Source organism: Comamonas sp. BIGb0124, assembly GCF_003752175.1.
GTDB lineage: Bacteria > Pseudomonadota > Gammaproteobacteria > Burkholderiales > Burkholderiaceae_C > Comamonas_F.
In genome coordinates this window covers 19,897-43,439 of record NZ_RJVF01000015.1, presented here as the reverse complement: position 1 = coordinate 43,439, position 23,543 = coordinate 19,897, and the positions used below count along the sequence as shown (strand labels likewise).

Sequence of the window (23,543 nt, the reverse complement as noted above, 5' to 3'; positions counted from 1 at the left end):
GCGGCCCGTTCGGCGGTCGAGACGGCGCGGCGCCGACCTAGAGGTCTTCCTCGAGCAGGCGGCGGAACTCGTCCGTGTCCTTGAAGCTGCGGTAGACCGAGGCGAACCGCACGTAACCCACCTTGTCCAGGCCCTTGAGCGCATCCATCACGAAATCGCCCAGCCGTGCCGACGAGATCTCGCGTGCGCCGTTGCTCAGCACCTGATGCTCGATGTGGTCGATGGCGTTGTCGATCTGCTCGATGCTGACCGGCCGCTTGCGCAGCGCGAGTGCCATCGAGGCGCGGATCTTGCCGCTGTCGAAGTCGGTCCGGCTGCCGTCCTTCTTGATCACCTGAGGCATCACGACCTCGGGGCGTTCATAGGTCGTGAAGCGCTTGTCGCAAGCGCCGCACTGGCGGCGCCTGCGGATGAAGCCGCCTTCTTCCGCCACGCGCGTCTCCACGACCTGCGTTTCGAGATGGCTGCAGAAGGGGCATTTCATGGGCTTACTTGTAGACCGGGAAACGCGACGTCAGGGCATGGACCTTGGCGCGCACGGTTTCGAGGTTGGCCGCGTCGTTGGGGTTGTCCAGCACGTCGGCCATCAGGTTGGCCGTGGCGCGTGTTTCTTCCTCGCCGAAACCGCGTGTCGTGATCGCGGGGGTCCCGACGCGCACGCCGCTGGTCACCATCGGCTTTTCCGGATCGTTGGGGATCGCGTTCTTGTTGATGGTGATGTGGGCCAGGCCCAGTGCGGCTTCGGCGGCCTTGCCGGTGATGCCCTTGGCACGCAGGTCGACCAGCATGACATGGCTTTCGGTGCGGCCGCTGACGATGCGCAGGCCGCGTTGGGTCAGGGTCTCGGCGAACACGCGGGCGTTCTTCACCACTTGTTCCTGGTAGGCCTTGAACTCGGGCGACAGGGCTTCCTTGAAGGCGACGGCCTTGGCTGCCACCACATGCACCAGCGGGCCACCTTGCAGGCCGGGGAAGATGGCGCTGTTGATGGCCTTCTCGTGCTCGGCCTTCATCAGGATGATGCCGCCGCGCGGGCCGCGCAGGCTCTTGTGGGTGGTCGACGTCACGACGTCGGCATGCGGCACCGGGTTGGGGTACACACCCGCGACCACCAGGCCGGCGTAGTGGGCGATGTCGACCCACAGAATGGCGCCGACGTCCTTGGCGATCTTGGCGAAGCGCTCGAAATCGATGCGCAGCGCATAGGCCGAGGCGCCCGCGATGATCAGCTTGGGACGCGATTCATGGGCCTTCTTCTCGAGCGCGTCGTAGTCGATCTCTTCCTGGGCGTTGAGGCCGTAGGAAACGACGTTGAACCACTTGCCCGACATGTTGAGGGGCATGCCGTGCGTCAGGTGACCGCCTTCGGCCAGGCTCATGCCCAGGATGGTGTCGCCGGGCTTGAGGAAAGCCAGCAGCACGGCCTGGTTGGCCTGCGAACCGGAGCTGGGCTGCACGTTGGCGGCATCGGCACCGAACAGCTGCTTGACGCGGTCGATGGCGAGTTGCTCGACCACGTCGGCGTATTCGCAACCGCCGTAGTAGCGGCGGCCCGGATAGCCTTCTGCGTATTTGTTGGTGAATTGCGAGCCTTGCGCTGCCATGACGGCGGGCGAGGCGTAGTTCTCGCTGGCGATCAGCTCGATGTGCTGTTCCTGGCGGGTGTTTTCGGCCTGGATGGCGGCCCAGATTTCAGCGTCGGCTTGCTCGACGAGGATTTTGCGGTCGTACATGTGGCAGTCCTTCAAAGACATGGCGCCTTGCATCAATAAAAACAACAAGGGCTGCCCAGGCGAACGGCTGATACACGCCGGTCTGCCCTCACCGAGGCCAGACCCGACGCTGCGCGCTCCCCGGTGGTGATCCACCTCGACGGCCCCGGCACCGCAAGGGGTGCCGACCGTCTATCGCCAGTCGCGCGCGGGGCGTAGTGTACCCGATGCGCCGTCTGCGATCAGGAGTTGGCGACCAGCGTCTGGGGATGATCGGGGCGGGTTTCCGCTTCCAGAGCCGGTTTGGCCGGCCCATTCGCGGGCACTGCCGGGGCGGGCGGGCTCAGGGGCGCCATCATGCGCGGAGCCTGACCGCCGACCACGCTGCGCAGGCGGTTGTACTCGCCGAGCACCTTGGTGACATAACCGCCGTCGTTGCCATGGCCGCCGGCACCCACGTAGCAGCGCAGGCCGCCTTCGATCGAGCCGCTGCCCTTGACGCAGTCCTGCAACACCTTGATGCCGACGCGCAGATTGGCGACCGGATCGAAAGCCGCGAGATTGCCGCCGAAGTAATCGTACTTGTCGGTGTGGACCCGCGTCATGACCTGCATCAGGCCCTGCGCACCCACCGGGCTTTGCGAGAAGGGATTAAAACGCGACTCGATGGCCATGACAGCCAGGATCAGGGCCGGATCGAGCTTGACCGTGGCACCCACGTTCCAGGCTTCGGTGACCAGCACGCTCAGCGGCTCGGGCGCGACCCGGTACTTCTTGCTCAGCCAGTTCGTCACGGCCGCCTGCTGCTGCGTCAGCGAGGTGGGATCGGCGGCGCGCACGCGCTCGATCACATCCGGCTCGGGTGTCATGCCCGAAGCGGCGACCTGGGCGGCGGTGTGGCGGTTCTGCAGCCAGCCCATGAGGTAGGCCTCGCCCGAATGGCGGAGGTCGGGGCGGGCGAGCAGGGCGACGACGACAAAAGCCGTGGCAAGGCCCAGCAGGGCAAAGCCGTTGTGACAGATTTCAAAGAAACCGCGGGCCGCGTCCGTGGCGCATGTGCGCACGCCGTGCCCTATTTTTGCGAATACGTTCATGACGAACATCCTTTTCTAGGCGAGGCCATGCTTGTGGGGCGGGCACATCGTTCGATGGGGGCTGCAGCCGGGGCCGGGCGAAACGTGTGCCCGGCAAAAAGAAGCACGCTGCAGATCGTCAGCCCATGGGGGGGCTGCAGGTCGTCTGTTTGGAGGGAAGAATGAGCTTCCCGACTTGGCACAGACCGCCAAGGGAAGGAGGAGTGGGGCGGATTCTAGGAGGGCTTTAAATAACAAGTCAAGAATATCAAATCAGATTGATTGATGAAATATTGCATATGGAGTTCAATTTTTGTCGGAAAAAACCGGATTTCCTCTTCAGGACATGTCTGTTTTCGCGGCTTGGCGGTTCAGCATTGACGCACTCAATGAAATACAACGCAGCGTCATAAAAATATGATTGGCTTGCGCACCCGACCTTGGATAAGGTGGAACCGCCTCCCTTGCGGATGGCATCAGCCAACCTCGTGTTGGCAACCATGAAGGCCATCTCTGGCCTTCGGTTGGGCCGGCGACCTTCTTCTCGCCAGTCCGCCAAACCGGTGGCATCGACCCATGATGTGGTCGCCACCTGGCCCGGCAGCTTCTTCCCGAGGCTGCCGGGCTTTTTATTGCGTGCGGGCGGTGGCCACCGCGCGATCGCCCCGGTCCGTGCCGCCGCCCGGGGACTCGTGGCATCATGAGCCCGTTCACATCAAAGAGGACTGTGCGATTCAGCCCATGGCCGCTCCAGACTCCACTCCCCCCGGTCGTCCGCCTGTCGCGGCCGCCGTCAACCGCAGCCGCCGCACGACTGCGATGCGCTGGATGCGCCGCCTGGCCTGGGCCCTGCTGGCCGTCTTGGGGCTCTGGCTGCTGCTGTGGCTGGCGCTGCCGCCGCTGGCCCGCTCCCAGATCGAAAAGCAGGCGACGCAACGCCTCGGCCGTGCCGTCACCGTGGGCCAGGTCTCGATCAAGCCCTGGTCTCTCGAGTTTCGTCTGCTGGACGTGACCGTGGCCCATGCCCCGGCTGCCGACCGGCCGGCCGAGCCTCAGTTCCAGGTGCACCGCATCTATGCCAACCTGAGTGCCCGCTCGTTGTGGGAACTGGCACCCGTCGTCGATGCCCTGGCGGTCAACGACCCGGTGCTGCGCCTGCGCCGCGAAGCCGATGGACGCACCGATATCGACGATGTCCTGGCGCGTTTCGCCACGCCGCAGCCCGAGCGTGCAGCCGACGAACCGTTGCCGCGTCTGGCGCTCTACAACGTCACCCTGGACGGTGGCGCGATCGATATCGACGACCGGCTGGCGGGGCGCTCGCACACCGTGCGGGACATGGCATTGGCATTGCCTTTTCTCAGCACGCTGCCCGGCAAGAGAGAGGTCGAGGTGCAGCCCCGGCTGGACTTCGAGATCAACGGCAGCCGTGTCGAGAGCGAGGCTTACAGCCTGCCGTTTGCACCCAGCCGCAAGACCCGCGCCAAGCTCCAGACCGCGGGTCTCGATCTGTCGCCGTATCTGGCTTACCTGCCCGACGACCTGCCGGCCAGGTTGCAAGAGGGCCGTCTCGACATCGACGTGGATGTCGCCTTCGAGCAGCCCGACAGCACCGAGCAACCGGTCGTCGAGCTGTCCGGGCGCCTCACCGCGCTCGGCCTGCAGATGCAGGACACGGAAGACCGCGAACTCCTGACGGTCGAACAACTGGCCGTCGACGTGGCCAGTCTGAAACCGCTGCAACGGTCGGTCGCGATCAGCCGGGTGGATATCGTCTCTCCTCGGTTGGCGATGCGTCGCGATGCGCGGGGCGAGTGGGTCGGGCTGCAGGGATTCCTCGGCGCGCCCGCACCGTCCGCCGGGCCTGCGGCCGCCTCGCCGGCAGCACCGGGCAAGACGCCGGCAGACTCCGCCGCAACCGATCGGCCGCCCGAGTCCTGGCAGGTCCGGGTCGACGAGTTTCAATTGATGGGGGGCCGGGTGCAGGTGGCCGATGCCGCGGTGCGTCCCGCCACGAACCTCGAAGCCCACGACATCGCGCTGTTTGCGCAGGGTCTGGCCTGGCCGATGGACGAGCCGCTGCCGATTCGGGCATCTGCTCAGGTCATGGGGGCCCGGCTGGCCCTGCAGGGCGAGGCCAGTGCGCGAAAGGCGACGCTGGGTTTCAGCCTGGGCGCGATGGACATCGCTCCGTTTGCCCCTTATTGGGCACAGGTCTTCAAGGCCCCGCTGGCCGGCCGTGTTTCGACCGAGGCCACGTTGCACTGGCAGGCCGAAGGCCAGAGCCTGAGTCTCGATGTGGCGCAACTCGGTGTCGCGCAGTTGCAGATCGGCCAGGGCAGGGCGCCTGCCGTCCGGGTGCGCCAGCTCTCGCTGACCGATGCCCGGGTGGATATGAACCGGCAGACCGTGGCATTGGGCGATGTGGCGGTCGATGCGCCGCGCATCGCCTACGCACGGGACAGCCGCGGCCGCTGGACACACGAAGACTGGTTGGCGCCCGCTGCCGCGCCGGCGGCCGGAGCGTCCTCGCGCCGTCCCCAGGCGGCAACGCCCTCCGCAGCCTGGCAGGCCAGTCTGGCGAGCTTGCGCATCAGCGACGGCGAACTCGACTGGGACGATGGCCGGCAGATGCAGGTGGGCCAACCCGTGCAACTGCGCGTGCGGCAACTGGGGCTGACGCTGGGGACTTACGCGCAAGTGCGCAGCGCCGGCACCCCGATCGAAGTCAAGGCCCTGCTGTCGAGCCGGCGCGGTCCCCGCGGCCAACTCGACCTGCGGGGCACGCTGGGCGAGATCGTGGATTGGGTGCCCCGTTCATTCGACAGTCAGCGGCTCGCCGCGACCCGCTTGCCGCTGCAGGCCCTGGCGCCTTATGTACCGGCGCTTTCGCAGCTCGACATCCACCGGGCCGATGGCAGTTGGACCGGTCCCGTCAGTTACCGCGCCACGCCGGCCGGGCCGCGTGTGTCGGCCAGCGGCGATCTCACTGTCGAGGGGGTGCGCGCCGATCTGCGCATGCCGGACGGCCTCGATGCAGAAGGCCGCGCCGCATGGGCCCGCGAAGACCACCAGTTGCTGAGCTGGCGCGAATGGGTCGTGCGGGGCGTCAAGCTCACCCTGGCACCGGATCGCCGGACCGAGCTCGATCTGGCATCGAGCCGCCTGACCGATCTCTTTGCCCGTCTGGTCGTGACGCCGCAAGGCGAGCTCAATCTGCAAGGCCTCTACGGCGGGGACGAGCCGGCCGCCGAAGCCGCCGTGGCGACCCGGCAGCCCGGCCAGGTCGCGGTCTCGCAAGTCCGCAAGCCCGCGTCGCCGCCCGCCGGGGACGGGCCGGGTTCCGCGCCCCGGGTCAATGTGGGGCCGCTCGAACTGATCAATGCCCGCATCGCGTTCAACGATCAGTTCGTCCAGCCCAACTACCGCGCCGATCTCAGCAGCCTGACAGGGCGGCTGGGCGCTTTTTCGTCGGTGGCTCCCGAAGGCCAGCCGCAGATGGCCGAACTCGAGCTGCAGGGCCTGGCCCAGGAGACGGCCGAGCTCTTCATCAGCGGGCGCGTCAACCCGCTGGCCCAGCCCCTGATGCTGGACATCCGGGCGCGCGTCAATGGCCTCGACCTGCCGCCGTTGTCGCCTTACAGCATGAAGTACGCCGGTTACGGCATCGAGCGCGGCAAACTCAGCATGGACGTGCGTTACGAGATCAAGGCCGACGGACAGCTCACCGCCACCAACCGGGTCGTGCTCAATCAACTGGCTTTCGGCGACAAGGTCGACGGCAGCGGCAGCAGCCTGCCGGTCAAGCTCGCCGTCGCGCTGCTCGCGGACCGCCGTGGCGTCATCGACATCGATCTGCCGGTCAGGGGCTCGCTCAACGACCCGCAGTTCTCGATGGGCGGCCTGATCTGGCGCGCCTTTGTCAACCTGATCGGGCGGGCCGTGACCTCGCCTTTCAGTCTGCTGGGCTCTGCTTTTGCAGGCACGGCGGCCAGCGAACTCAGCACCATCGCGTTCGCACCGGGCTCCAAGGCGCTCGATGCCCAGGCCCGGGCCAGCCTCGACAAGGTGGCGCAAGCCATGCTCGACAAACCCGCCCTCAATCTGACACTGACCGGTCTGGCCAGCCATCCGGCCGAGCAGTTGGCCTTCCAGCGGGTCGAGCTGGCCAAGCAGGTGGGCTGGGAAGCCCAGCGCGACGGCAGCCGCCGCGGCGCTGCGGGCGGCACCAGCACCAGCACCAGCACCAGCAACGATCCGGCTGCCCAGCCCGAGGCCAACCCGTGGGACGACAGCCCCGTGCTGCAGCCCGCCGTCTACGAAGAGGCGCTGCGCCGGCTCTATCGCCGCAGCGACATCGACGACAAGCCGCGCAACTTCATCGGCCTGACCCGCGACATCTCCGTCGCCGACATGGAGAAGCTGCTGATGGCCGAGATATCGGCCAGCCCGGCTGTCTTGCAACAAGTCGCAGCCGAACGGGCGACGGTGGTGCGCAGCTACCTGATGGCGCGCAAGGTGCCGGCCAGTCAGCTGTACCTGGGCGCGTCGCGCAACGTGGCCGAGCCCGGTGCCGCGACCTGGGTCCCGCGTGTCGAACTCAAGCTGGGACTGAATTGACAGGAGCGGACTTGATGCAGGAATGTCCCGATGCAGCCCGGCCCGCCGTCGGTTCGATGCATCTTTTTTGAAAAAATGTCAGCCGATTTGCAAAAAGCAAAAACACCGTGGCATAATAGCGTTCTGCCTTGAACAGGACGTCTTGCAAAGCCAGCAAGCAAGACAAGTGGGGGGGTAGCTCAGCTGGGAGAGCGTCGCGTTCGCAATGCGAAGGTCGGGAGTTCGATCCTCCTCCTCTCCACCAGCGTAGATTTTTGCAGATAAGTGGGCTCTTAGCTCAGTTGGTAGAGCAGCGGACTCTTAATCCGTAGGTCGAGTGTTCGAGTCACTCAGGGCCCACCACTTATCCCAGTAGAAACAAGCACTTAGCGCGAAAGCGTTAGGTGCTTTTTTCGTTTCCGAATCTCATTCGGTGAATTCCGATCCGTCTCGCTTGCGAGGGCGAGTTGTCCAACCTACGACCAGTCTTTCGCAAGCCCGAAGTCGACGCGCAACCTGTCGGCGACCCGGGCCATGCTGGAATCCCGGGGTGTGCGTGAATCGACCGCGCAAATCCGGCAATGTCTTCCCTGTCTGCCCTGGCAATGAAAGGGTAGACATCTATCTGATTCTTGATCTCATTTACAATCTCCGGCTTTGTTGTCCCTCTCGATCGGCCAAAGGATCTCCTCGTCCTCCCGACCGGTCCCGAACGCGGAGTATTGATGAGCACCCACCCGGTACCCCCCTTGACGGCTCCGTCGCTGATGGCTGCGCTGGAGCTGCACTACGAGGATCTGGTGGACTACATCCGCCAGCGGTTCGGCAGTTGGGGCTTTGCGCGGGATGTGATCCATGACGTCTGTGTCGAGATGATCGAACGTCCGCCGAGCCAGCAGGTGCACACGCCGCTGGCTTTTCTGCGGCGGGTGAGCCGGCATCGCGCCATCGACCGCAGCCGCAGCGAGGCGACCCGGCGGCAATGGATCGATTTTGTGGACGAGGTGCCGGACGAAGCCTGCCATGTCTGCGACGGCGCCTGGGAACTCGAGTTCAAGCAGCAATTGCAGGCACTGGTGGCCGTGATCGAAGGCATGCCGCCGCGCCCGCGCCAGATCTTCCTGCTGCATCGTGTCCACGGCATGAAGCAGGACGACATCGCACGCGAGCTCGATATCTCGCGCAACATGGTGGCGCAGCATCTGGCTCGTGCCTTGCAGCTCATCCGCACGCGTTGGGCTCCGGCCTGCCGCGTTGCCGGCGAGGCCGCCGAATGACGGACCCGCGCCGGATGCCGACAGGCCGGACGGCCTCGGCGAGCGACTCCGAGCCGACGCAAGCCGCCGGCAGGGCAACGGCACCGTGGCCGCATTACGAGGACGCATTGCGCCACTGTTTTCCCGACAAGGATGCGCTGCTGGCCGAGGCGCGGGCCCTCTCGGCCGCGCACCGGCAGGCCCGGCGACGGCGGACCCAGGGCACGGCGCTGGGCGTGCTGGCGCTGGCGATCGCGGGCACCTGGTGGGTCGACCCGGCCTGGCGCAGCGAGACGCTGCGCACCGCCGTGGGCGAGCGCAGTGTCTGGACGCTGCGGGACGGCAGCCGCATCGACCTCAACACCCACACCACGCTGGTGGTGGAGAGCCGCCTGCGCAGCCGCACATTCCGGCTGGAGAGCGGGGAGGCGATGTTCACCGTGGCGCATGCCTGGCGGCCCTTCGTGGTCCACACGCCGCACAGCGCGGTGCGCGACATCGGCACGGTCTTCAACGTCCGTGTGCAGCCCGGGCAGGACGACGTGACGGTGAGCGAGGGGGCGGTGGACGTGACGGCCCGAGGCCGTAGCGACGCCCGGCGCGTGGTCGCCAACCAGACCCTGCGTGTGAACCCCGACGGCGCCGCATCCGCCACCGCGTCCATGGCCCTGCGCACGGTGAATGCCGGCGAAGTCGTGGCCTGGCAGCAGGGGCGGCTGATCTTCCGCGAGACGCCGTTGACGCAGGTGGCCGAGCAGATCGAACGTTACCGTCCCTACCGGCTGCGCATCGCCGATGCGCGCGTCGGCCAATGGCGGCTGACCGGGGCATACGACATCGCCGGGCTCGATCAACTGCTGCGTGACCTGCCGCATATCGTTCCGGTGAAGGTGGTCGCCGAAGGGCAGGGCTACCTCATCCAGCCCGCGGGACGATGAGGCCGGGCGCTGCGAATCGCCGGCATTTGTAAAGTTTCGCAACGGACCTCAACAACGCGGGTTTCCACCACGCCATACCCCCTGTAGGTCCTGCCGCGCAATCGCGGCTGGACCGTCCATTTGTCCAATCCAGATCCAAGGGGTATCCAACGTGCGGTCCATCGTGTGTGCATCTCGTGAACTTCAACATCGCCGGGGCGTTCGGGCTTCTGTCGCTTCGGCATCGGCTGCGCGCCCGCCGGTCCGGGTCTGGAAGCCGGTGGCCCGCGCCGCGGTCGCTGCACTCGCCCTGTCGTTTTCCGCAGGCCATGTGCTGGCGCAGTCGGCGGGCGGGGGGACGGCCGCGACGGCCGTTGCGCAGCGTTTCGACCTGTCCGCGCAGCGGCTGGATCTGGCCATCGCGGCACTGGCCAGCCAATCCGGCGCACGCATCGTGGTCTCGACCGAACTGACGCAGTCGCGCCAGTCGCAGGCCGTGCAAGGCAACCTGACGGTGCGGCAGGCGCTCGAGCGGCTGAGTGCGGGCAGCGGCCTGGTCGTGCGGGAACTGGGAGACGGTGGCTACACGCTGGTACAGGCTCCCGCGCAGGGAACGGTGACGCTGGGGACCGTCACGGTGGCCGCCACGGCCGAACGCAGTGCCAGCACCGAGGGCTCGAACGCCTACACGCCGCGATACACCAATGCAGCCAAGGGCGAGCAGTCGTTGCGCGAGATCCCGCAGTCGATCACGGTGGTGACTCAGCAGCGCATGCAGGACCAGGCCCTGCGTACGCTCGACGAAGTCATGGCGCAGACCACCGGCGTGACCCAGACCACCAACTGGAACGGCAGCTACAACTTCTATTCGCGCGGCCTCGCCGTCGACAACATCCGCTACGACGGCGGTGCCACCTCGAGCAACTCGGGCGGTTTCGCCAGCCTCTCGGACATGGCCCTGTACGACAACGTCGGCATTCTGCGGGGTGCAGACGGTCTGTTCGGGGCCGGCGAGGCGGGCGGGGTGCTGCTGCTCAATCACAAAAGGCCGCTGGCCGAACGCCAGGTCAATCTGGCGGTTTCCGCCGGCAGCTGGAACAACTACCGCGCCGAGATCGACGCCACCGGCCCGCTGGCGTTCGAAGGCCGCCTGCGCGGCCGCGCCGTCGCGGTGCATCAGGATCAGGACTACTTCTACGACTACGGCAAGGACAAGCGCAACGTGTTCTACGGCGCGCTGGAAACCGACCTCACGCCCGACACCGTCGCCCTGGTGGGGGCCAGCTATCAGAAGGACAAGCGCCGCGGCATCTTCGAGGGCCTGGGGCGCAATGCCGACGGTTCGGCGCTGAACCTGCCGCGCTCGGTCAACACCGGCACGCCCTGGAACATGCAGGACGTGGAACTCGCCAAGGTCTTTGCCAAGCTCGAACACCGCTTCGATGCCGACTGGAAAGGCACGGCCACCTTGCAGCGCCTGCACGCCAAAACGTATTACGACTACGCCAACCTGCGCGGTCCGATCGACGCCAACGGCGAAGGCCCTTATTGGGCCGGCTACTACCAGCGTGCCACGCCCAAGCAGACTTCCTTCGACGCCAACCTCACCGGCAGTTTCAAGGCCTGGGGGCAGCGGCACGACGTGGTCGTCGGTGCCGACGTGACCTCGACACGCGACGCCAACGATGCGGGTTACGTCGAGTTCGACTATGCCGACAGCAATGTCTACAGCGGCCTCTATCCCTCGCGCGAGGTCTTCGTCAACGAATCGCAGCTCTATCCGGGCCAGACCTACACCACGCAGCGCAAGACCGGTCTGTACGGCTCGCTGCGGATCCGTCCGATCGACCGCTGGTCGGTGATCGTCGGCGGCCGTTATGTGATCAAGGACCGTTACCGACAGTACGACGGGACCGGTGAACTCGGCGCCAACCGAGACGAGAAGAACGTGTGGGTGCCCTATGCGGGCCTGGTCTTCGACCTCACTCGCTCGACCAGCCTGTATGCCAGCGCTTCCGAGATCTACCAGTCGCAGGCCGACCAACTGTCCGGGCCCTTGCCCGGCAGCTCGCTCGATCCCATCACCGGCCGCAACTACGAGCTGGGGGTCAAGAGCGCGTTGTGGGACGGCAAGCTCAACGGCAGTTTTGCCCTTTACCGTGTCGAGAAACGCGGCGCGGCCGTCAGCGACCCGGCTTACCCCGAGAGCTCGCTGCCCAGCGGTTCGAGCTGCTGCTACTTCCGTGACGGCTATCAGCTGAGCCAGGGCTTCGAGACCGAACTGAGCGGCGAGGTGCTGCCGGGCCTGCAACTGTCGGCCGGTTACACCTACAACGCCAACCAGAACAAACGCGAGAACGACGAGCAGTTCAACACCGTCACGCCGCGCCACCTGTTCAAGCTCTGGGCCAACCAGACCTTCAGCGGTCAGCTGCATGGGCTGCAACTGGGTGCGGGTGTGACGATGCAGAGCCGCCACTACCAGTCGGGCGCCGTCACCGTCGATGGTGTGCGTTCGAACTACGACTTCACGCAGGGGGGCTACGCCGTGTGGGGCGCGCGCGCCGAGTATGCGTTCGACCGTCGTTGGAGCCTGGCTCTGAACGTCAACAACCTGTTCGACAAGACCTACTTCCACACCGTCAGCAGCACCAGCTATGGCAACTTCTATGGCGCCCCTCGCAGCGTGCTGCTGACGCTGCGTGCCAAGCTCTGAGGCGAATGCCCGGCCGCTGCCGATGCGCTGCATCTGGGCATTGGAACGCAGGCGGAATGGAAAGCCCTCACGCTCGGCAGTCTTGAGGGTCGAGCTTGTGTCCGATTCTCATTTGCGATTAAGATGCGCGCCTGCGGCCGCTTGGGCAAGGGGTCGCAAACGCCTTCCTGCAAGAGGGCGCGCGCTGATTCCTCAACACCGACGACCCGATCCGCCATGACTCGCCAAACATCCCGCAACCGGCAGGCCCGCTCGACGACGCATGCCTTGCAGCGCTGACGGGAACTGACCGTGGCCGTGATGTATTACGCCGAGCTCGTCAGCTTTTTTGCAGGTTCTCTCAAGAGCCGCGATGCTGCCCAGGATGTCGTGCAGGAAGCCTACGCCCGCGTGCTGGCGCTGCAGCAGGACGGAACAGCGGTGCGCAACCTGCGGGCCATGCTGTACCGGGTCGGCAAGAACGTCGTGGTCGACGACCTGCGCCGGCGCGGCACCGAGGCACGCATGCTCGAGAGCCTGGCGATCGTGCAGCCCAGCCAGGCGCCGACGACCGAGCAGCAGGTCCAGGCGCGGCAGGAGATCGCGAGTTTTGTCGCGCGTCTGGAGGCCATGCCGCGCAAGCGGCGCGAGGCCTTCATCCTGGTCCGTATCCATGGCTGCACCTACGCCGAGGCGGCCGAATGCATGGGCATCTCGCGCGATGCGGTGGACCAGCATCTGGTGCGGGCCGTGATGGATCTGGCTCATTTCCGCGAGGAAGAGGCATGAGCTCGCGGGCGCTGGTCGAGCAGGCCTTGTCCTTCATCGGCCGCCGGCACAACGATCCCGACTGCGACCCGCAGCAGCTCGAGCAAGCCCTGGCGCAGTGGAGACAGCAAGACACGCGGCACGAACAGGCCTATCGGCTGGCGCTGCAGTATTGGGCACAGACCGATGCCTCCGACTTGCGCGAGAGCGTCGCCAAGCCGGTGGATGCCAAGGTTCGGCGTGCCGGCCGGCGCCGGGCGCTGCAGGTGCTGTGTCTGGCCGCGCTGGCCGGCGGAGGAGGGCGCTGGTGGTGGCTGCAGCCCGTGCAGCGGCTCTCGCTGGCCACGGGACAGGGCCAGCAGATTCTCGAACAGCGTCTGGCCGACGGCAGCGTGCTGGACCTTGCAGCGGCGACTGCGCTCGAAGCGGTGCTTTACAGGGACCGGCGTGAGGTGAATCTCGCGAAAGGCGAGGCGCGTTTTGCCGTGGCACGCGATGAATCCCGGCCGTTCCGCGTCACCACGCCGTGGGGGCGTGTGCAGGTGCTGGGTACGGTCTTCAGCGTGGCGGTGCGCGACAACGCCATGACCGTCTCGGTCGCCGAAGGGCGGGTGGCGGTCTGGCCGTCCTCCGCCGGTGACGAGGATCTTGCGGCAGCCGTGCTCACGGCCGGGCAGCAGGCGCAGATCGATCGTGCGGGCCGGTTGTCTCTTCACGACATGAACCCCGCCAGCGTGGGTGCATGGCGTGCGGGTTGGCTGGTGTTCGACCAGACGCCGTTGCCCGAGGTGCTGGCACGCTGGAACGACTATCTGCGTGAACCGATGCGTCTGGCTCGTGCGGACACGCCAGAGGGCCGGGGCTTGTCCGACCTGCGCCTGACGGGCAGTTTTCCGCTGCGCGATCCTGCAGCTTTCCTGCGCAGCCTGCCGCTGATGCTGCCCGTGCGCGTCGACAACCAGACGGTTTCGGCGCGTTGAGGGCTTTCGCCCAACGGCGCTGCACGCCGTCGGCGGTTCGAGTTTCGTTTTGTTGCAAATCATTTGTCGGTGTTTGGCTGGCTGGACCGTCCTCACCGGGAGATCACAGCCCAAGACGAATCCGATATGCATTGCCTTTTCATCACAACACGTCACCCGTCCCAGCGCATGGCGCGCCCGCATGTCCTGGCCGCGGCCGCGATGCTGGCCCTGGCCGGCTGGGCCGCCAGTCCCTCGGTCCATGCGCAAGGCTCGGCCGAAGGCACTTCGCGTCCCGCCACGCCGGCGCGCAGCTTGCGTATCGACTTGCCGTCACAATCCCTGTCCCGCTCCATCGACGCGCTGGCCCGGCAGTTCGGCGTGGGCATCGGGCTCGATGCCACGCTGGTGCAAGGGCATGCCGCCCCAGCCGTACGCGGCGATTACACGCTGAGCCAGGCCTTGGGCCAGGCGCTGGCCGGCAGCGGCTTGCGTGCGGTGCCCAGCGGCGGCGGCATGGTCGTCGTGCGCGACGGCGCATCGCTCACGCTGGGGGCGATCACGGTCACGGCGGCCGCACCGACGGCCGATGAACTGCCCGAGGCCTATGCGGGCGGGCAGGTCGCCCGGGGCGGCCGCGTGGGTCTGCTGGGCAACAGGGACTTCATGGAGACGCCCTTCAATACCACCAGCTACACCGAACAGTTCGTCAAGGACCGGCAGGCGCAGGACATCGGCAGCGTGATCGGGGCGACCGATCCATCCGTGTATGTCAGCGGCTCCACAGGCATGATCAACGACGGCTTCAGCCTGCGCGGTTTTGCCGTGGCCGCCAGCGATGTCGCTTTCGGCGGCCTGTACGGCGTGATTCCGTACTGGCGTGTCACCCCCGAGCTGGCCGAGCGCATCGAAGTGCTCAAGGGACCGTCGGCGCTGCTCAACGGCATGCCGCCCGGCGGTTCCGTGGGGGGCAGCATCAACCTCGTGCCCAAGCGCGCAGGCGACGAACCGCTGACGCGCATCACCGGCACCTACGCCTCGGATGCACAGTTCGGGACCCATGTGGACGTGGGGCGTCGGTTCGGCGAGAACAAACAACTGGGCATCCGGTTCAACGGGGTCTACCGCGATGGCGACAGTGCCGTCGATCACCAGTCCAAGAAGGCCACGCTGGCTGCATTGGGGATCGACTGGCGCTCGGATCGTGCCAGGCTGTCGGCCGATCTCTACACCAGCGAAGACCGTGTGGACGGACTCAATCGTGGCATCTCACTGGCCTCGGGCTTGGCGGTGCCGACGCCGCCCAAGGCCGAAACGCTGCTGTCGCCGGACTGGACGTATACCGACACCCAGGACCGTGCCGTGGTGCTGCGGGGCGAACTGGATGTCACGCGCGACATCACCGCCTACGCGGCCTATGGCCACAGCGCCACCGATTTCGATTCGGTCGCCGGTGCCACGTACGAAGTATTCAACGCGAACGGCGACTACCGCAACAACTTTTCGCACCAGCGCATCCGGATGGACAAGAACACGGCCGAAGCCGGTGTTCGCGGGCGTTTCGAGACCGGCGAGATCCGGCACGAGGTGGCCGCGACGGCCAGCTATTACCAGCACGACTACCACTTCGGTTTTGTGCGCAACATGCTGGCGTCGAACTGGGTGACCAACATCGACGACCCGGTCTGGGGCAGCCCTGTGGACAACAGCTTCAGCAGTGCCGCGCTGCCCAGGACGGCTGCGCTGCGCACCACCAGCTACGGGCTGGCCGACACCTTGTCGTTTGCGCAGGACCGCGTCCAGCTCACACTCGGACTGCGGCGCCAGAACGTGGTGAGCGATACGTTCGACTCGGCCACCGGCAGCCGCACTGCGCGATACGACGCCGGCGCCACGACACCGGCTGCAGCGGTGCTGTTCAAGGCCACGGACTGGATGTCGCTGTACGGCAACTCCATCCAAGGCCTGAGCCAGGGCGCCACGGCACCGACCACGGCCGTCAACGCGGGCGAGGTGTTTGCGCCCTACAAGACCCAACAGCAGGAGGTGGGTGCGAAGTTCGATCTGGGCTCGTTCGCCACGACGGTGAGCGCATTCCAGATCCGCCGGCCGAGCGCTTACACCGATCCGGTCACCAACGTGTATTCCTTCGGCGGAGAGCAACGCAACCGTGGACTGGAGTTCGGTTTCTTCGGCGAACTGGCCCGCGGCGTCCGGCTCATGGGCGGCATCTCGTACACCGAGGCCAAGCTCACCCGAACCGCCGGCGGCGTGAACCAGGGACGTTATGCCACGGCCATGCCCAGGTGGCAGGGCAAGCTGGGGACCGAGTGGGACATCCCCGGTGTCCAGGGGCTGACGGCGTCGGCAAACATGGTCGCCATGTCCAAGCAGTACATCAGTGCCGACAACTCGCTGTGGGTCGCCGGGCGCACGGTCTACGACCTCGGGGCGCGTTATGCCACCACGGTCGCCAATCGCCCGGTCACGCTGCGGGCCAATGTGTCCAACGTCTTCAACAAGGCGTACTGGGCGGGCAGCCTGGGCAGCGGACTCGGCGCGCCGCGCACCTTCCTGCTGTCGGCTTCCGTCGACCTCTGATCCTCTCACCGAAAGTCTTTTGCATGACCTGCCGATCTGTCTTCCATCACCTCCTGTTCGCCCTCTCGGCCGCCGCTGCAGGTTGCGCCTGCGCGCAAGGCGCAGACAGCCCGCCCCCTCTCACGCCGAAAGCCGCCACGCCCTCGAATCCGATGAATGCCCAAGCCTTGCCTCAAGCCACCGTGATCCGTCGATCGCTCGCGCCTGCGCTTTACGAACTGGCGTATTCCGACAAACAGAAAGCGGTCTTCGTCGCTTCGGCCGGCGGCCGCGAAAAGGATGCGCCGCAGTCGCGGATTCTTCGGCTCGACCCCACCACCCTGGCCGTCGTGGCCGAGATACCGCTGAAGGAAAGAGGGCTCGGCGTGGCACTGGACGACGACGGCAACCGGCTGTACGTCGGCAACGCGTTCGATGCCGCCGTGACGGTGATCGACACGCAGACCAACGGCATCGTCGGCACGATCCGGCTGGCCGAAAAAATCCACACCACCGATTTCGAAGGCAAACCGACCGAGCGCGCCCCTCACAATCTGCGCGAGCTCGTGCTGGACAAGGCCCGTCACCGGCTGTTCGCGCCCGGCATCTGGATCGAGGACAGCGCGCTGTATGTCGCCGATACCCGCAGCCTGCAACTGGAAAAGGTCATTCCCGGCTTTGGCTTCGGCGCAGCGGGAGCCACCGTCGACGAAGCATCCGGCAAGCTCTACGTGGGCAACATGCAGGGTCAGCTGTTCACGATCGACACGCGCAGCCTGGTCCTCGAACGGCAGTCCGAAGTCGCTGCGGACCAGTTGCTCAACCTGGCTTTCGACAAGCGGCAGCAGCGTGTCCTGGCCGTCGACCAGGGGGGCGGCAACGTCGACATGGTGCGCCGGAAGTTTGCCAAGCTGGCGTACCAGGCGCGAGGCGAGGGCAACCGGATTGTCGTCATCGATCCCCGGGACGGCCAGGTCGAGACCCGCATTCCGACGGGCCAGGGGCCGGTGGCGGTGCTGATCGACGAGGCACGCCACCGGCTGATCGTGACCAACCGAGGCTCGGGCACGGTCACCGTGCACAGCCTCGACGACTACCGCCTGCTGCACACCCTCGATCTGCCGTCGCACCCCAACAGCCTGGCGCTCGATCGGCAGACCGGCGCGATCTTCGCGACCGTCAAGAACTCGGACCAGGATCCCAAGGGCAGCAACGAGAGCGTGGTGAGAATCGCCTTTTGAGCATTCATATGACTGCTATCGAAAGTGAGCATGGCTGGAGCGAAAACGCTATGGCACACGGGCACCGCCCGACCTGACCCATGGCAAGACGGCCTGGCGCCGCCGTTCCGGGTCGGTCACAACCTGGCCGTGTCCTTCCTGCCCGGTCGTTTTCCCGATCCGTTGGCCTACACGCTGGGCGACTGATCGTCGGCTTTTGAAAGAAACCACCTTCGGGTGGTTTTTTCATGGGGCACGGCGAGACGGCGTGCCCCGAGGGCCTACCAGCGGTGGTGGCCGGTGCGGGCCTGCACCCTGTGGCGGCTGCGGGTCTGGGTCATGGCGTAGGCCACGAGATGGGTCTTGGCCGACAATTGCGGACGAATGCCGCGCAGCGCCGTTTCACGCATTTCGCCGTTGGGCAGATGCACCACCAGGTGATCGTCTTTGGTCACCTTGTATTGGGCCGTGTAGACGTGGCCCAGGTATTCGATGTTCAAAATGTTCATGTCATTCCCTCGCTAGGGGGCAATGATAGAGATTTATATAAAAATGAATACTGATGGCTTAGTCTAAATGGATTTAGTTCATGTAACAAGAGACAGGATTTCTGTTACAAATGCGGCCGGAAACGAATGGCCGGCCGTCGTTCCCTGCATCAGTTCTCTTCGTCCTCGGGATCCTGTTCGTCCGAAAGACCGATCTCGATGTCCAGGTCGTCCACGGTGACGGTACAGTTTTCCGTGGTCCATTCGCTGCCCGAGTTGAGCACGCCTGCCGGATATTCGTAGATCTCCTTGCGGAGCGAAAAACTGTCGGATTCGTAATAGATCTGATAGCAGTTTTCCGGCCCCAGCTGGCGTTCGCCGCTGCTCAGGTACTCGACTTCGAATTCCTCCGCCGAAATCTCGATCTCGTCCTCGTCTTCATCCTCGGTCTCGAAAGAGACGATCACTTTTCCACTGATATCCACTGACATGTCTTGGCTCCTCGGTTGGGGCGATCTTACCTGCGGGCCCGATGGGCCAAGGCCTCCGCAGGGGGTCTTCGGGCAGGCCTGAGGGTTGCGTTTCATCATCGCGATCGGCAGCGCTATATCCGAAGAAATACAATGCCTCCGAGGCGACTCCCCGCATCGCCGCCCAGTCGCGTCTTCTCATGCAAACCGAACACCTCAAATGCCTGTCCGCCCTCGCCGAGCACCGCACGCTGGCACGGGCTGCGCAAGCCCTGGCCGTGGACGTGGCGGCGCTCCACGAGGCGGTTGCCGCGGCACAAGCCTGTTACGGCGGCGGTCTTGTCGAGACCGCCAGCGCGATGGACGAGATCCTGTTCACGGCGCGGGGCCAGGCCGTTCTGGCCATTGCACGACAAAGCCAGGGCGAACTCGACGGACTGCACCGGGATCTCGCGGTGTTCCGGCAGAACAAAGCCGTCGCACCGCTGGTCGACCGGCGTTCGGTCTCGCCCAGAAGGCTGGGGCTGCCGGGACCGGATGCGGAGACCCTGCCGCTGATGCTCGCGGCCGCCTTGCGTGCGCCCGACCATGGCCGACTGCGTCCGTGGCGTGTGATCGAGTTCCCCCGGGAGTCGCGTGAGATGCTGGCCGTGCTGTTCGAGCAGGAAAAGCTGCGCCGCGATCCGCTGACCTCGCCGCAGGATCTGGCCCGGGCGCGGGCGCACGCACTGCGCCCGCCGGTTCTGCTCGGGTTCGTGGTTTCGCCTGTCATGAGAAGCCCGGTGCCCGTGCAAGAACAATGGCTCTGCGCCGGCGCCGCCCTGGGCAATGTGTTGAATGCCGCTCACCAGCTGGATTTCGGCGCCATCGTGCTCAGCGGCGATCGGTGTTTCGATCCCATCCTGTCGGCCCAGCTCGGCGTCTCGGGCGACGAGACGCTGGCGGGCTTCGTGAGCATCGGCACCGTCGTCGGCCAGCCGGCCGCAGCGTGCGCCGTATCGCCTGCGTCGGCGATGTCGCGCTGGACAGGGCTTGCCCCTGCGGCTGCATCGCCCGAAGAGCAGGGCGATTGCGCTGCCTGCCGGGGTCTTGGGATAGCATGTCGGCACCGGTGTCGAGTTTGATTTCAGCCGGGTTCAATCGCTCTTCTTGGAAGTCCTACATGAGAATGCTTTTTGCCCCCGCTGCCGCTCTTGTTTCTGCCATGGTGCTGTTTCCCGTGGCCGCGACGGCCGCACCGCTTTCCTTCATCAACAACACCATCGCCTCGCGTATCCCCGCCAAAGACCTGCCGGCTTTCAAAGCGGCCGTGGCGCAGGCGCTCAACGAGACCCCCGATCGCGCAAGCTCGGAGTGGACCAGCAGCCCCGGCCGCGGCCGTCAGCCGGTCAAGGTGGTCTTCAAGCCTCAACAGACCGCACAGACCCAGTCCGCCGGGACGTGCCGCTTGCTGGCGGCCGAAGTGAGCCAGCTCTCGACCTCTGAAAACTGGCGGTTCTGGTTCTGCAAGCAGCCCAATGGCTCCTGGAAGTCCAGCGGCAGCCAATTGCCCTGAGTGAACGAGCCATGGGCCGCCTCGTCAGGCCTGACGAGGCGGCAGGGTCGCCAGTTCGTTGCGGTGCAGCCGGCCATCCTTCATCACCAGCTTGAGGTTGCGCTCCGGATCGGCGAGCACGTCGAGGTTGCGCAAGGGGTCGCCTTCGAAGACCAGAAGGTCGGCCAGAGCACCCGCGGCAACCACCCCCAGCGGGCCTGGGTAGGGTGAGCGTGCGCCCGACAGGGCCAGCAGTTCGGCATTGCGGCTCGTGGCCAGGCGCAGCACGTCGACCGGCTCGAACCAGCGTGCGAGCTTGGCGAGCTGCCGGCCCTGTCCCGCCGTGCCCTTGGGGTTGAACAGGATGTCGGTGCCGAAGGCGATCTTCACGCCATGCTTGCGACCGAGTTCGAAGGCACGCACGGTGCCTTCGGCAATGCGTTGCTGCTGCATGCGCTGGGATTCGCTGGCGTAGACGTTGGCATCCTCGTCCGCCAGAAAGGGCTGCAGGCTCCACCAGGCGTCCGCATCCTTCATGCGGCGAACCGCGTCTTCGTCTGCGAGCTGGCCGTGCTCGATCGACCTGACGCCGCAGGCCAGCGCGCGGCGTATGCCGTCTGCCGTGTAGACATGGGCGCAGACATACGTGCCCCAGTCGGCGGCAGCGCCCACCGCGGCGCGCATCTCGGATTCGGAGTATTGAAGTGCATCGATCGGATCGTAGGCCGAGGCCACGCCGCCGCCGGCCATGATCTTGATCTGGCTGGCTCCCAGCATGAGTTGTTCTCGCACCCGTCGAAGGACCTCGGCCTCGCCGTCCGCAATCGCCGAAATGCCGGCCGCCTCGGCCGCGCCGATGTCGTTTCGGCTGGTGCGTGGCAAGTCGCTGCGCTGGCGAAAATCGCCATGGCCCGAGGTCTGGGAGATCATGGCCCCGCTGGGGTAGATGCGGGGACCCGCCACGCCGCCTTCATCGATGATGCGCTTGAGTGCAAACGCCGGCCCGCCGACATCGCGCACCGTGGTGAATCCGCGCAGCAGCGTGCGTTCGGCTTCCTGCGCTGCGACCAGATGCACGTAAGGCACATCGGCGGTGAACGCGACCAGTTGCGGAATAGCGGCCAGAAGGGCGTGCCAGTGGGCATCGATCAACCCGGGCGTGAGGGTGCGCCCGCCGCAGTCGATCGATTGGGCATCGGCGACGGTAGTCCCGGCCTCCAGCAAGGCTTCGATGCGATTGCCTCGAACCAGGACGTCCCGGCCTTCGATCAAGCGCGCACTCTGGCCGTCGAATATGCGGCCACCGCGCAAGACGGTGAGGCCTGGATGAGACGGCACTTGGGCGAGGCTGGCCACCGGCATGCCCAGCATGGCTGCAATCGCCGAAGCGCTCGTGGCAGCCAGCAAGGTACGGCGCGACAGACGGGCCTCGACGCGCGAAAACAGCGCCATGGCATCCGACCCATGACATGGACACGTCAATGTCCGCGTGGCGGAGCCGGGCGTCGCCGGCCATTTCATCCTCATGTGCACGTCCTTCTCTGGCGTTGATTCACGCGAATCGAGAAGACCTCGCGGCATCCGCACGAGACCGTCGCGAAATTCAGTTCGGAGAATACCCGGTTCTCACCCCAGACCGGTGCACAACGTGACGGCTCGCGGCTCGCAGTCGGCGGCCTTCCGACGGCCTCGGTCCGGGATCAGGCCAGCGGGCGCGTGACCGGGATCTGGCCTGCCCGCACCAGCCCATGCACACTCGCGCGCAGCCGGGTTTCCATCTCGGTCTGGCTGAGAACCATGGCGGTGTCGCAGCTCAGGCAGCGATAGAGCTCACGCCGGCCGAACAGACGCAGCCACAGCGGCCGCTCGAGACGGTTGTAATGCGCGTCCGTACACAGGCATCGTTCCAGGCCGAGCATGATCATCCGTCCTTTTCAATGGGTGTGCTGTTGATTCGCACCATTATTGGCAGCGCGCGCACATCCATCAAAAACGGGGACGAAATGAATACTTTGGTATTCAAGTCAATGCGAGAAGCCCCGCAGGACCGGACGATGTCCGCGGGTCCGCACGGCGGGCAAGCCCGGCTCAGTAACCCCAGAGCAGCCGCTGCGCGACCCAGCCGGTCTTGCCCTGCGGCTGCTGCCTGACCTTGACCCAGCCGTCGTTGTCGTGCGCCAGCGTCTGCAGGATCGTCCCGTACGAGAGTTTGCCCAGCACCCGCGATTGAGTGGAGGGGCGGGCGCGCAGATTGGCCGTGGGTACCTTGACGATGAAGTGGGGGGTGCGGCTGGTCGCCGCTGCACGGATCCAGGTGCGGTCGCCTTCGAAGTCGCGCACCTGCAGCCAGCCGCTCTGGCGCTGGACGATCTGCAGCGGATAACCCCGTGGAACGCTCCAGAGGCCCTCGTGGCTGAGCCCCGGGCCCTTGCGCAAGATCGATTCGGAAACACCCACGCTGACCATGGCGGGCGCGGCGGCCTGTACCGCGACGGACGCGGTCAGTGCAACCAGGCCCAGGCCTGTTCCCAACAAAAGGCGGCGGATGATCTGACGGCCCCAATGCATCGTATGGTTTCCTTTCCGGCCCATGGCGGGCACCTTGAAGTCACAAGAAAAAATCGCCGCGGCGCTGTGTGGGTGCGTCGCGGCGATTCGATTGTGCAAGTGCAAGCGGCAGATGTGCGCTGCATCGCAGTAGAGGGCTCGGGTTTCAGCACCCGCGCACGGCGTGCTCAGGCGTGGTCGCCCAGGCTGTCGATGAGCGGTCCCAACACGGGAAAAAGGATGGCGGTATGGGCCGCGGCAAAAGCCGTCAGGGCGGCCTTGCGGGCATGGAAGGTGCCGAGGCCGAGGTGCAGGTCCAGCTCGTCGAGCAGCGCGATCATGCGGCTTCGGATCGAGGGCTCGACCTCCGATTCCTCGAGATTGCTGCGCATGGCGGCGAGGATTTCCGAGCGTTTGTGCAGCATCGCAGGATCGTCGGCCGCGACCGGCGAAGAGCCGCTCGACGGAACATCCTCCGAGCGACGGCGAAGAACCACGGGAGTGGCTGCGGACAGGCCGATCGAATTGAGTTCGTTCATGTGAGCATCCTTGTGCAGTGCAACATCCAAGTCAGTTCTGTGCCACTTTAGTGAAAACCCTGGTGCGCCGCAAACGTTTTATGTCAGACAAAAGGCCAAATTTTTGGGGGTGTGGCCGGAAATCTTGGATTTTTCGGCATCCGGCGGGGTCGCGTGCCGGCAGCAGGCCGTGAGGCATCGGGCGCT

The 23,543-nt window shown here is 65.8% G+C and carries 20 protein-coding genes, 2 tRNA genes and 1 riboswitch; of the genes, 13 read left to right on the top strand and 9 right to left on the bottom strand.

Annotation, left to right across the window (positions count from 1 at the left end):
• Positions 1 to 37 precede the first annotated feature (37 nt).
• From nrdR to EC845_RS19885, 3 genes are all read right to left on the bottom strand, one after another.
• A complete protein-coding gene (gene nrdR, locus EC845_RS19895; RefSeq protein WP_123299898.1) occupies positions 38 to 484 on the bottom strand; it encodes a transcriptional regulator NrdR in 447 nt (148 codons plus the stop codon).
• Positions 485 to 488: 4 nt separating this feature from the next.
• The gene (glyA, locus tag EC845_RS19890) at positions 489 to 1,733 is read right to left on the bottom strand and encodes a serine hydroxymethyltransferase (RefSeq protein WP_123299897.1); all 1,245 of its coding nucleotides are present in this window, start codon (positions 1,731 to 1,733) and stop codon (positions 489 to 491) included.
• Between the two features lie 46 nt (positions 1,734 to 1,779).
• Positions 1,780 to 1,928: riboswitch (ZMP/ZTP riboswitch) on the bottom strand.
• A 26-nt stretch (positions 1,929 to 1,954) separates the two neighbouring features.
• Positions 1,955 to 2,806, bottom strand: coding sequence for a lytic transglycosylase domain-containing protein (locus EC845_RS19885; protein WP_123300166.1), 852 nt, complete (start codon positions 2,804 to 2,806; stop codon positions 1,955 to 1,957).
• Positions 2,807 to 3,526: 720 nt separating this feature from the next.
• Between EC845_RS19885 and EC845_RS19880 the strand changes: the two genes are divergently transcribed.
• From EC845_RS19880 to EC845_RS22425, 11 genes are all read left to right on the top strand, one after another.
• Positions 3,527 to 7,405 (top strand): DUF748 domain-containing protein, encoded by a 3,879-nt coding sequence (locus tag EC845_RS19880; RefSeq protein WP_158615740.1) that lies wholly within the window; start codon positions 3,527 to 3,529, stop codon positions 7,403 to 7,405.
• A 168-nt stretch (positions 7,406 to 7,573) separates the two neighbouring features.
• Positions 7,574 to 7,649 (top strand) — tRNA-Ala (locus tag EC845_RS19875).
• A gap of 22 nt (positions 7,650 to 7,671) precedes the next feature.
• Positions 7,672 to 7,747 (top strand) — tRNA-Lys (locus EC845_RS19870).
• A gap of 362 nt (positions 7,748 to 8,109) precedes the next feature.
• Positions 8,110 to 8,661 (top strand): RNA polymerase sigma factor, encoded by a 552-nt coding sequence (locus tag EC845_RS19865; protein ID WP_199739873.1) that lies wholly within the window; start codon positions 8,110 to 8,112, stop codon positions 8,659 to 8,661.
• 107 nt (positions 8,662 to 8,768) lie between these two features.
• The gene (locus EC845_RS19860; protein WP_148077355.1) at positions 8,769 to 9,578 is read left to right on the top strand and encodes a FecR family protein; all 810 of its coding nucleotides are present in this window, start codon (positions 8,769 to 8,771) and stop codon (positions 9,576 to 9,578) included.
• A 259-nt stretch (positions 9,579 to 9,837) separates the two neighbouring features.
• Complete coding sequence (locus EC845_RS19855) at positions 9,838 to 12,273, top strand: TonB-dependent siderophore receptor (RefSeq protein WP_123299894.1); 2,436 nt, start codon at positions 9,838 to 9,840, stop codon at positions 12,271 to 12,273.
• A 300-nt stretch (positions 12,274 to 12,573) separates the two neighbouring features.
• The gene (locus tag EC845_RS19850; protein WP_233598203.1) at positions 12,574 to 13,041 is read left to right on the top strand and encodes an RNA polymerase sigma factor; all 468 of its coding nucleotides are present in this window, start codon (positions 12,574 to 12,576) and stop codon (positions 13,039 to 13,041) included.
• Complete coding sequence (locus EC845_RS19845; RefSeq protein WP_123299892.1) at positions 13,038 to 14,000, top strand: FecR family protein; 963 nt, start codon at positions 13,038 to 13,040, stop codon at positions 13,998 to 14,000. Before EC845_RS19850 ends, EC845_RS19845 begins: the two co-directional genes overlap by 4 nt.
• Before the next feature lie 168 nt (positions 14,001 to 14,168).
• Entirely contained in the window at positions 14,169 to 16,580 is a 2,412-nt protein-coding gene (locus EC845_RS19840; RefSeq protein WP_233598192.1) for a TonB-dependent receptor, read from the top strand.
• A gap of 23 nt (positions 16,581 to 16,603) precedes the next feature.
• Entirely contained in the window at positions 16,604 to 17,800 is a 1,197-nt protein-coding gene (locus tag EC845_RS19835; RefSeq protein WP_148077354.1) for a YncE family protein, read from the top strand.
• A 30-nt stretch (positions 17,801 to 17,830) separates the two neighbouring features.
• A complete protein-coding gene (locus EC845_RS22425; RefSeq protein ID WP_158615739.1) occupies positions 17,831 to 17,986 on the top strand; it encodes a hypothetical protein in 156 nt (51 codons plus the stop codon).
• 74 nt (positions 17,987 to 18,060) lie between these two features.
• Here EC845_RS22425 and EC845_RS19830 read toward each other — a convergent pair whose 3' ends face one another.
• A complete protein-coding gene (locus EC845_RS19830) occupies positions 18,061 to 18,288 on the bottom strand; it encodes a hypothetical protein (RefSeq protein ID WP_123299890.1) in 228 nt (75 codons plus the stop codon).
• 149 nt (positions 18,289 to 18,437) lie between these two features.
• On the bottom strand, positions 18,438 to 18,758 hold the full coding sequence (locus EC845_RS19825; RefSeq protein ID WP_148077353.1) for a hypothetical protein: 321 nt from the start codon (positions 18,756 to 18,758) through the stop codon (positions 18,438 to 18,440).
• 179 nt (positions 18,759 to 18,937) lie between these two features.
• Here EC845_RS19825 and EC845_RS19820 point away from each other — a divergent pair, with 179 nt between their 5' ends.
• Together EC845_RS19820 and EC845_RS19815 are read left to right on the top strand one after the other, a co-directional pair.
• Positions 18,938 to 19,861, top strand: coding sequence for a nitroreductase (locus tag EC845_RS19820; protein WP_158615738.1), 924 nt, complete (start codon positions 18,938 to 18,940; stop codon positions 19,859 to 19,861).
• 38 nt (positions 19,862 to 19,899) lie between these two features.
• The gene (locus tag EC845_RS19815) at positions 19,900 to 20,292 is read left to right on the top strand and encodes a hypothetical protein (RefSeq protein ID WP_123299887.1); all 393 of its coding nucleotides are present in this window, start codon (positions 19,900 to 19,902) and stop codon (positions 20,290 to 20,292) included.
• A gap of 24 nt (positions 20,293 to 20,316) precedes the next feature.
• Here EC845_RS19815 and EC845_RS19810 read toward each other — a convergent pair whose 3' ends face one another.
• The 4 genes from EC845_RS19810 to EC845_RS19795 form a co-directional block, all read right to left on the bottom strand.
• Positions 20,317 to 21,723 carry an amidohydrolase family protein gene (locus EC845_RS19810; RefSeq protein ID WP_233598191.1) on the bottom strand — a complete coding sequence of 469 codons (1,407 nt, stop codon included), beginning with the start codon at positions 21,721 to 21,723 and terminating at the stop codon, positions 20,317 to 20,319.
• A 248-nt stretch (positions 21,724 to 21,971) separates the two neighbouring features.
• Positions 21,972 to 22,190: a hypothetical protein gene (locus tag EC845_RS19805; RefSeq protein ID WP_158615737.1), complete on the bottom strand. Its 219-nt coding sequence runs from the start codon at positions 22,188 to 22,190 to the stop codon at positions 21,972 to 21,974.
• A 169-nt stretch (positions 22,191 to 22,359) separates the two neighbouring features.
• Positions 22,360 to 22,839, bottom strand: a complete 480-nt coding sequence (locus tag EC845_RS19800) for an SH3 domain-containing protein (RefSeq protein ID WP_123299884.1) — start codon at positions 22,837 to 22,839, stop codon at positions 22,360 to 22,362.
• Positions 22,840 to 23,006: 167 nt separating this feature from the next.
• Positions 23,007 to 23,357, bottom strand: a complete 351-nt coding sequence (locus EC845_RS19795) for a hypothetical protein (RefSeq protein ID WP_148077352.1) — start codon at positions 23,355 to 23,357, stop codon at positions 23,007 to 23,009.
• Positions 23,358 to 23,543: the final 186 nt, after the last annotated feature.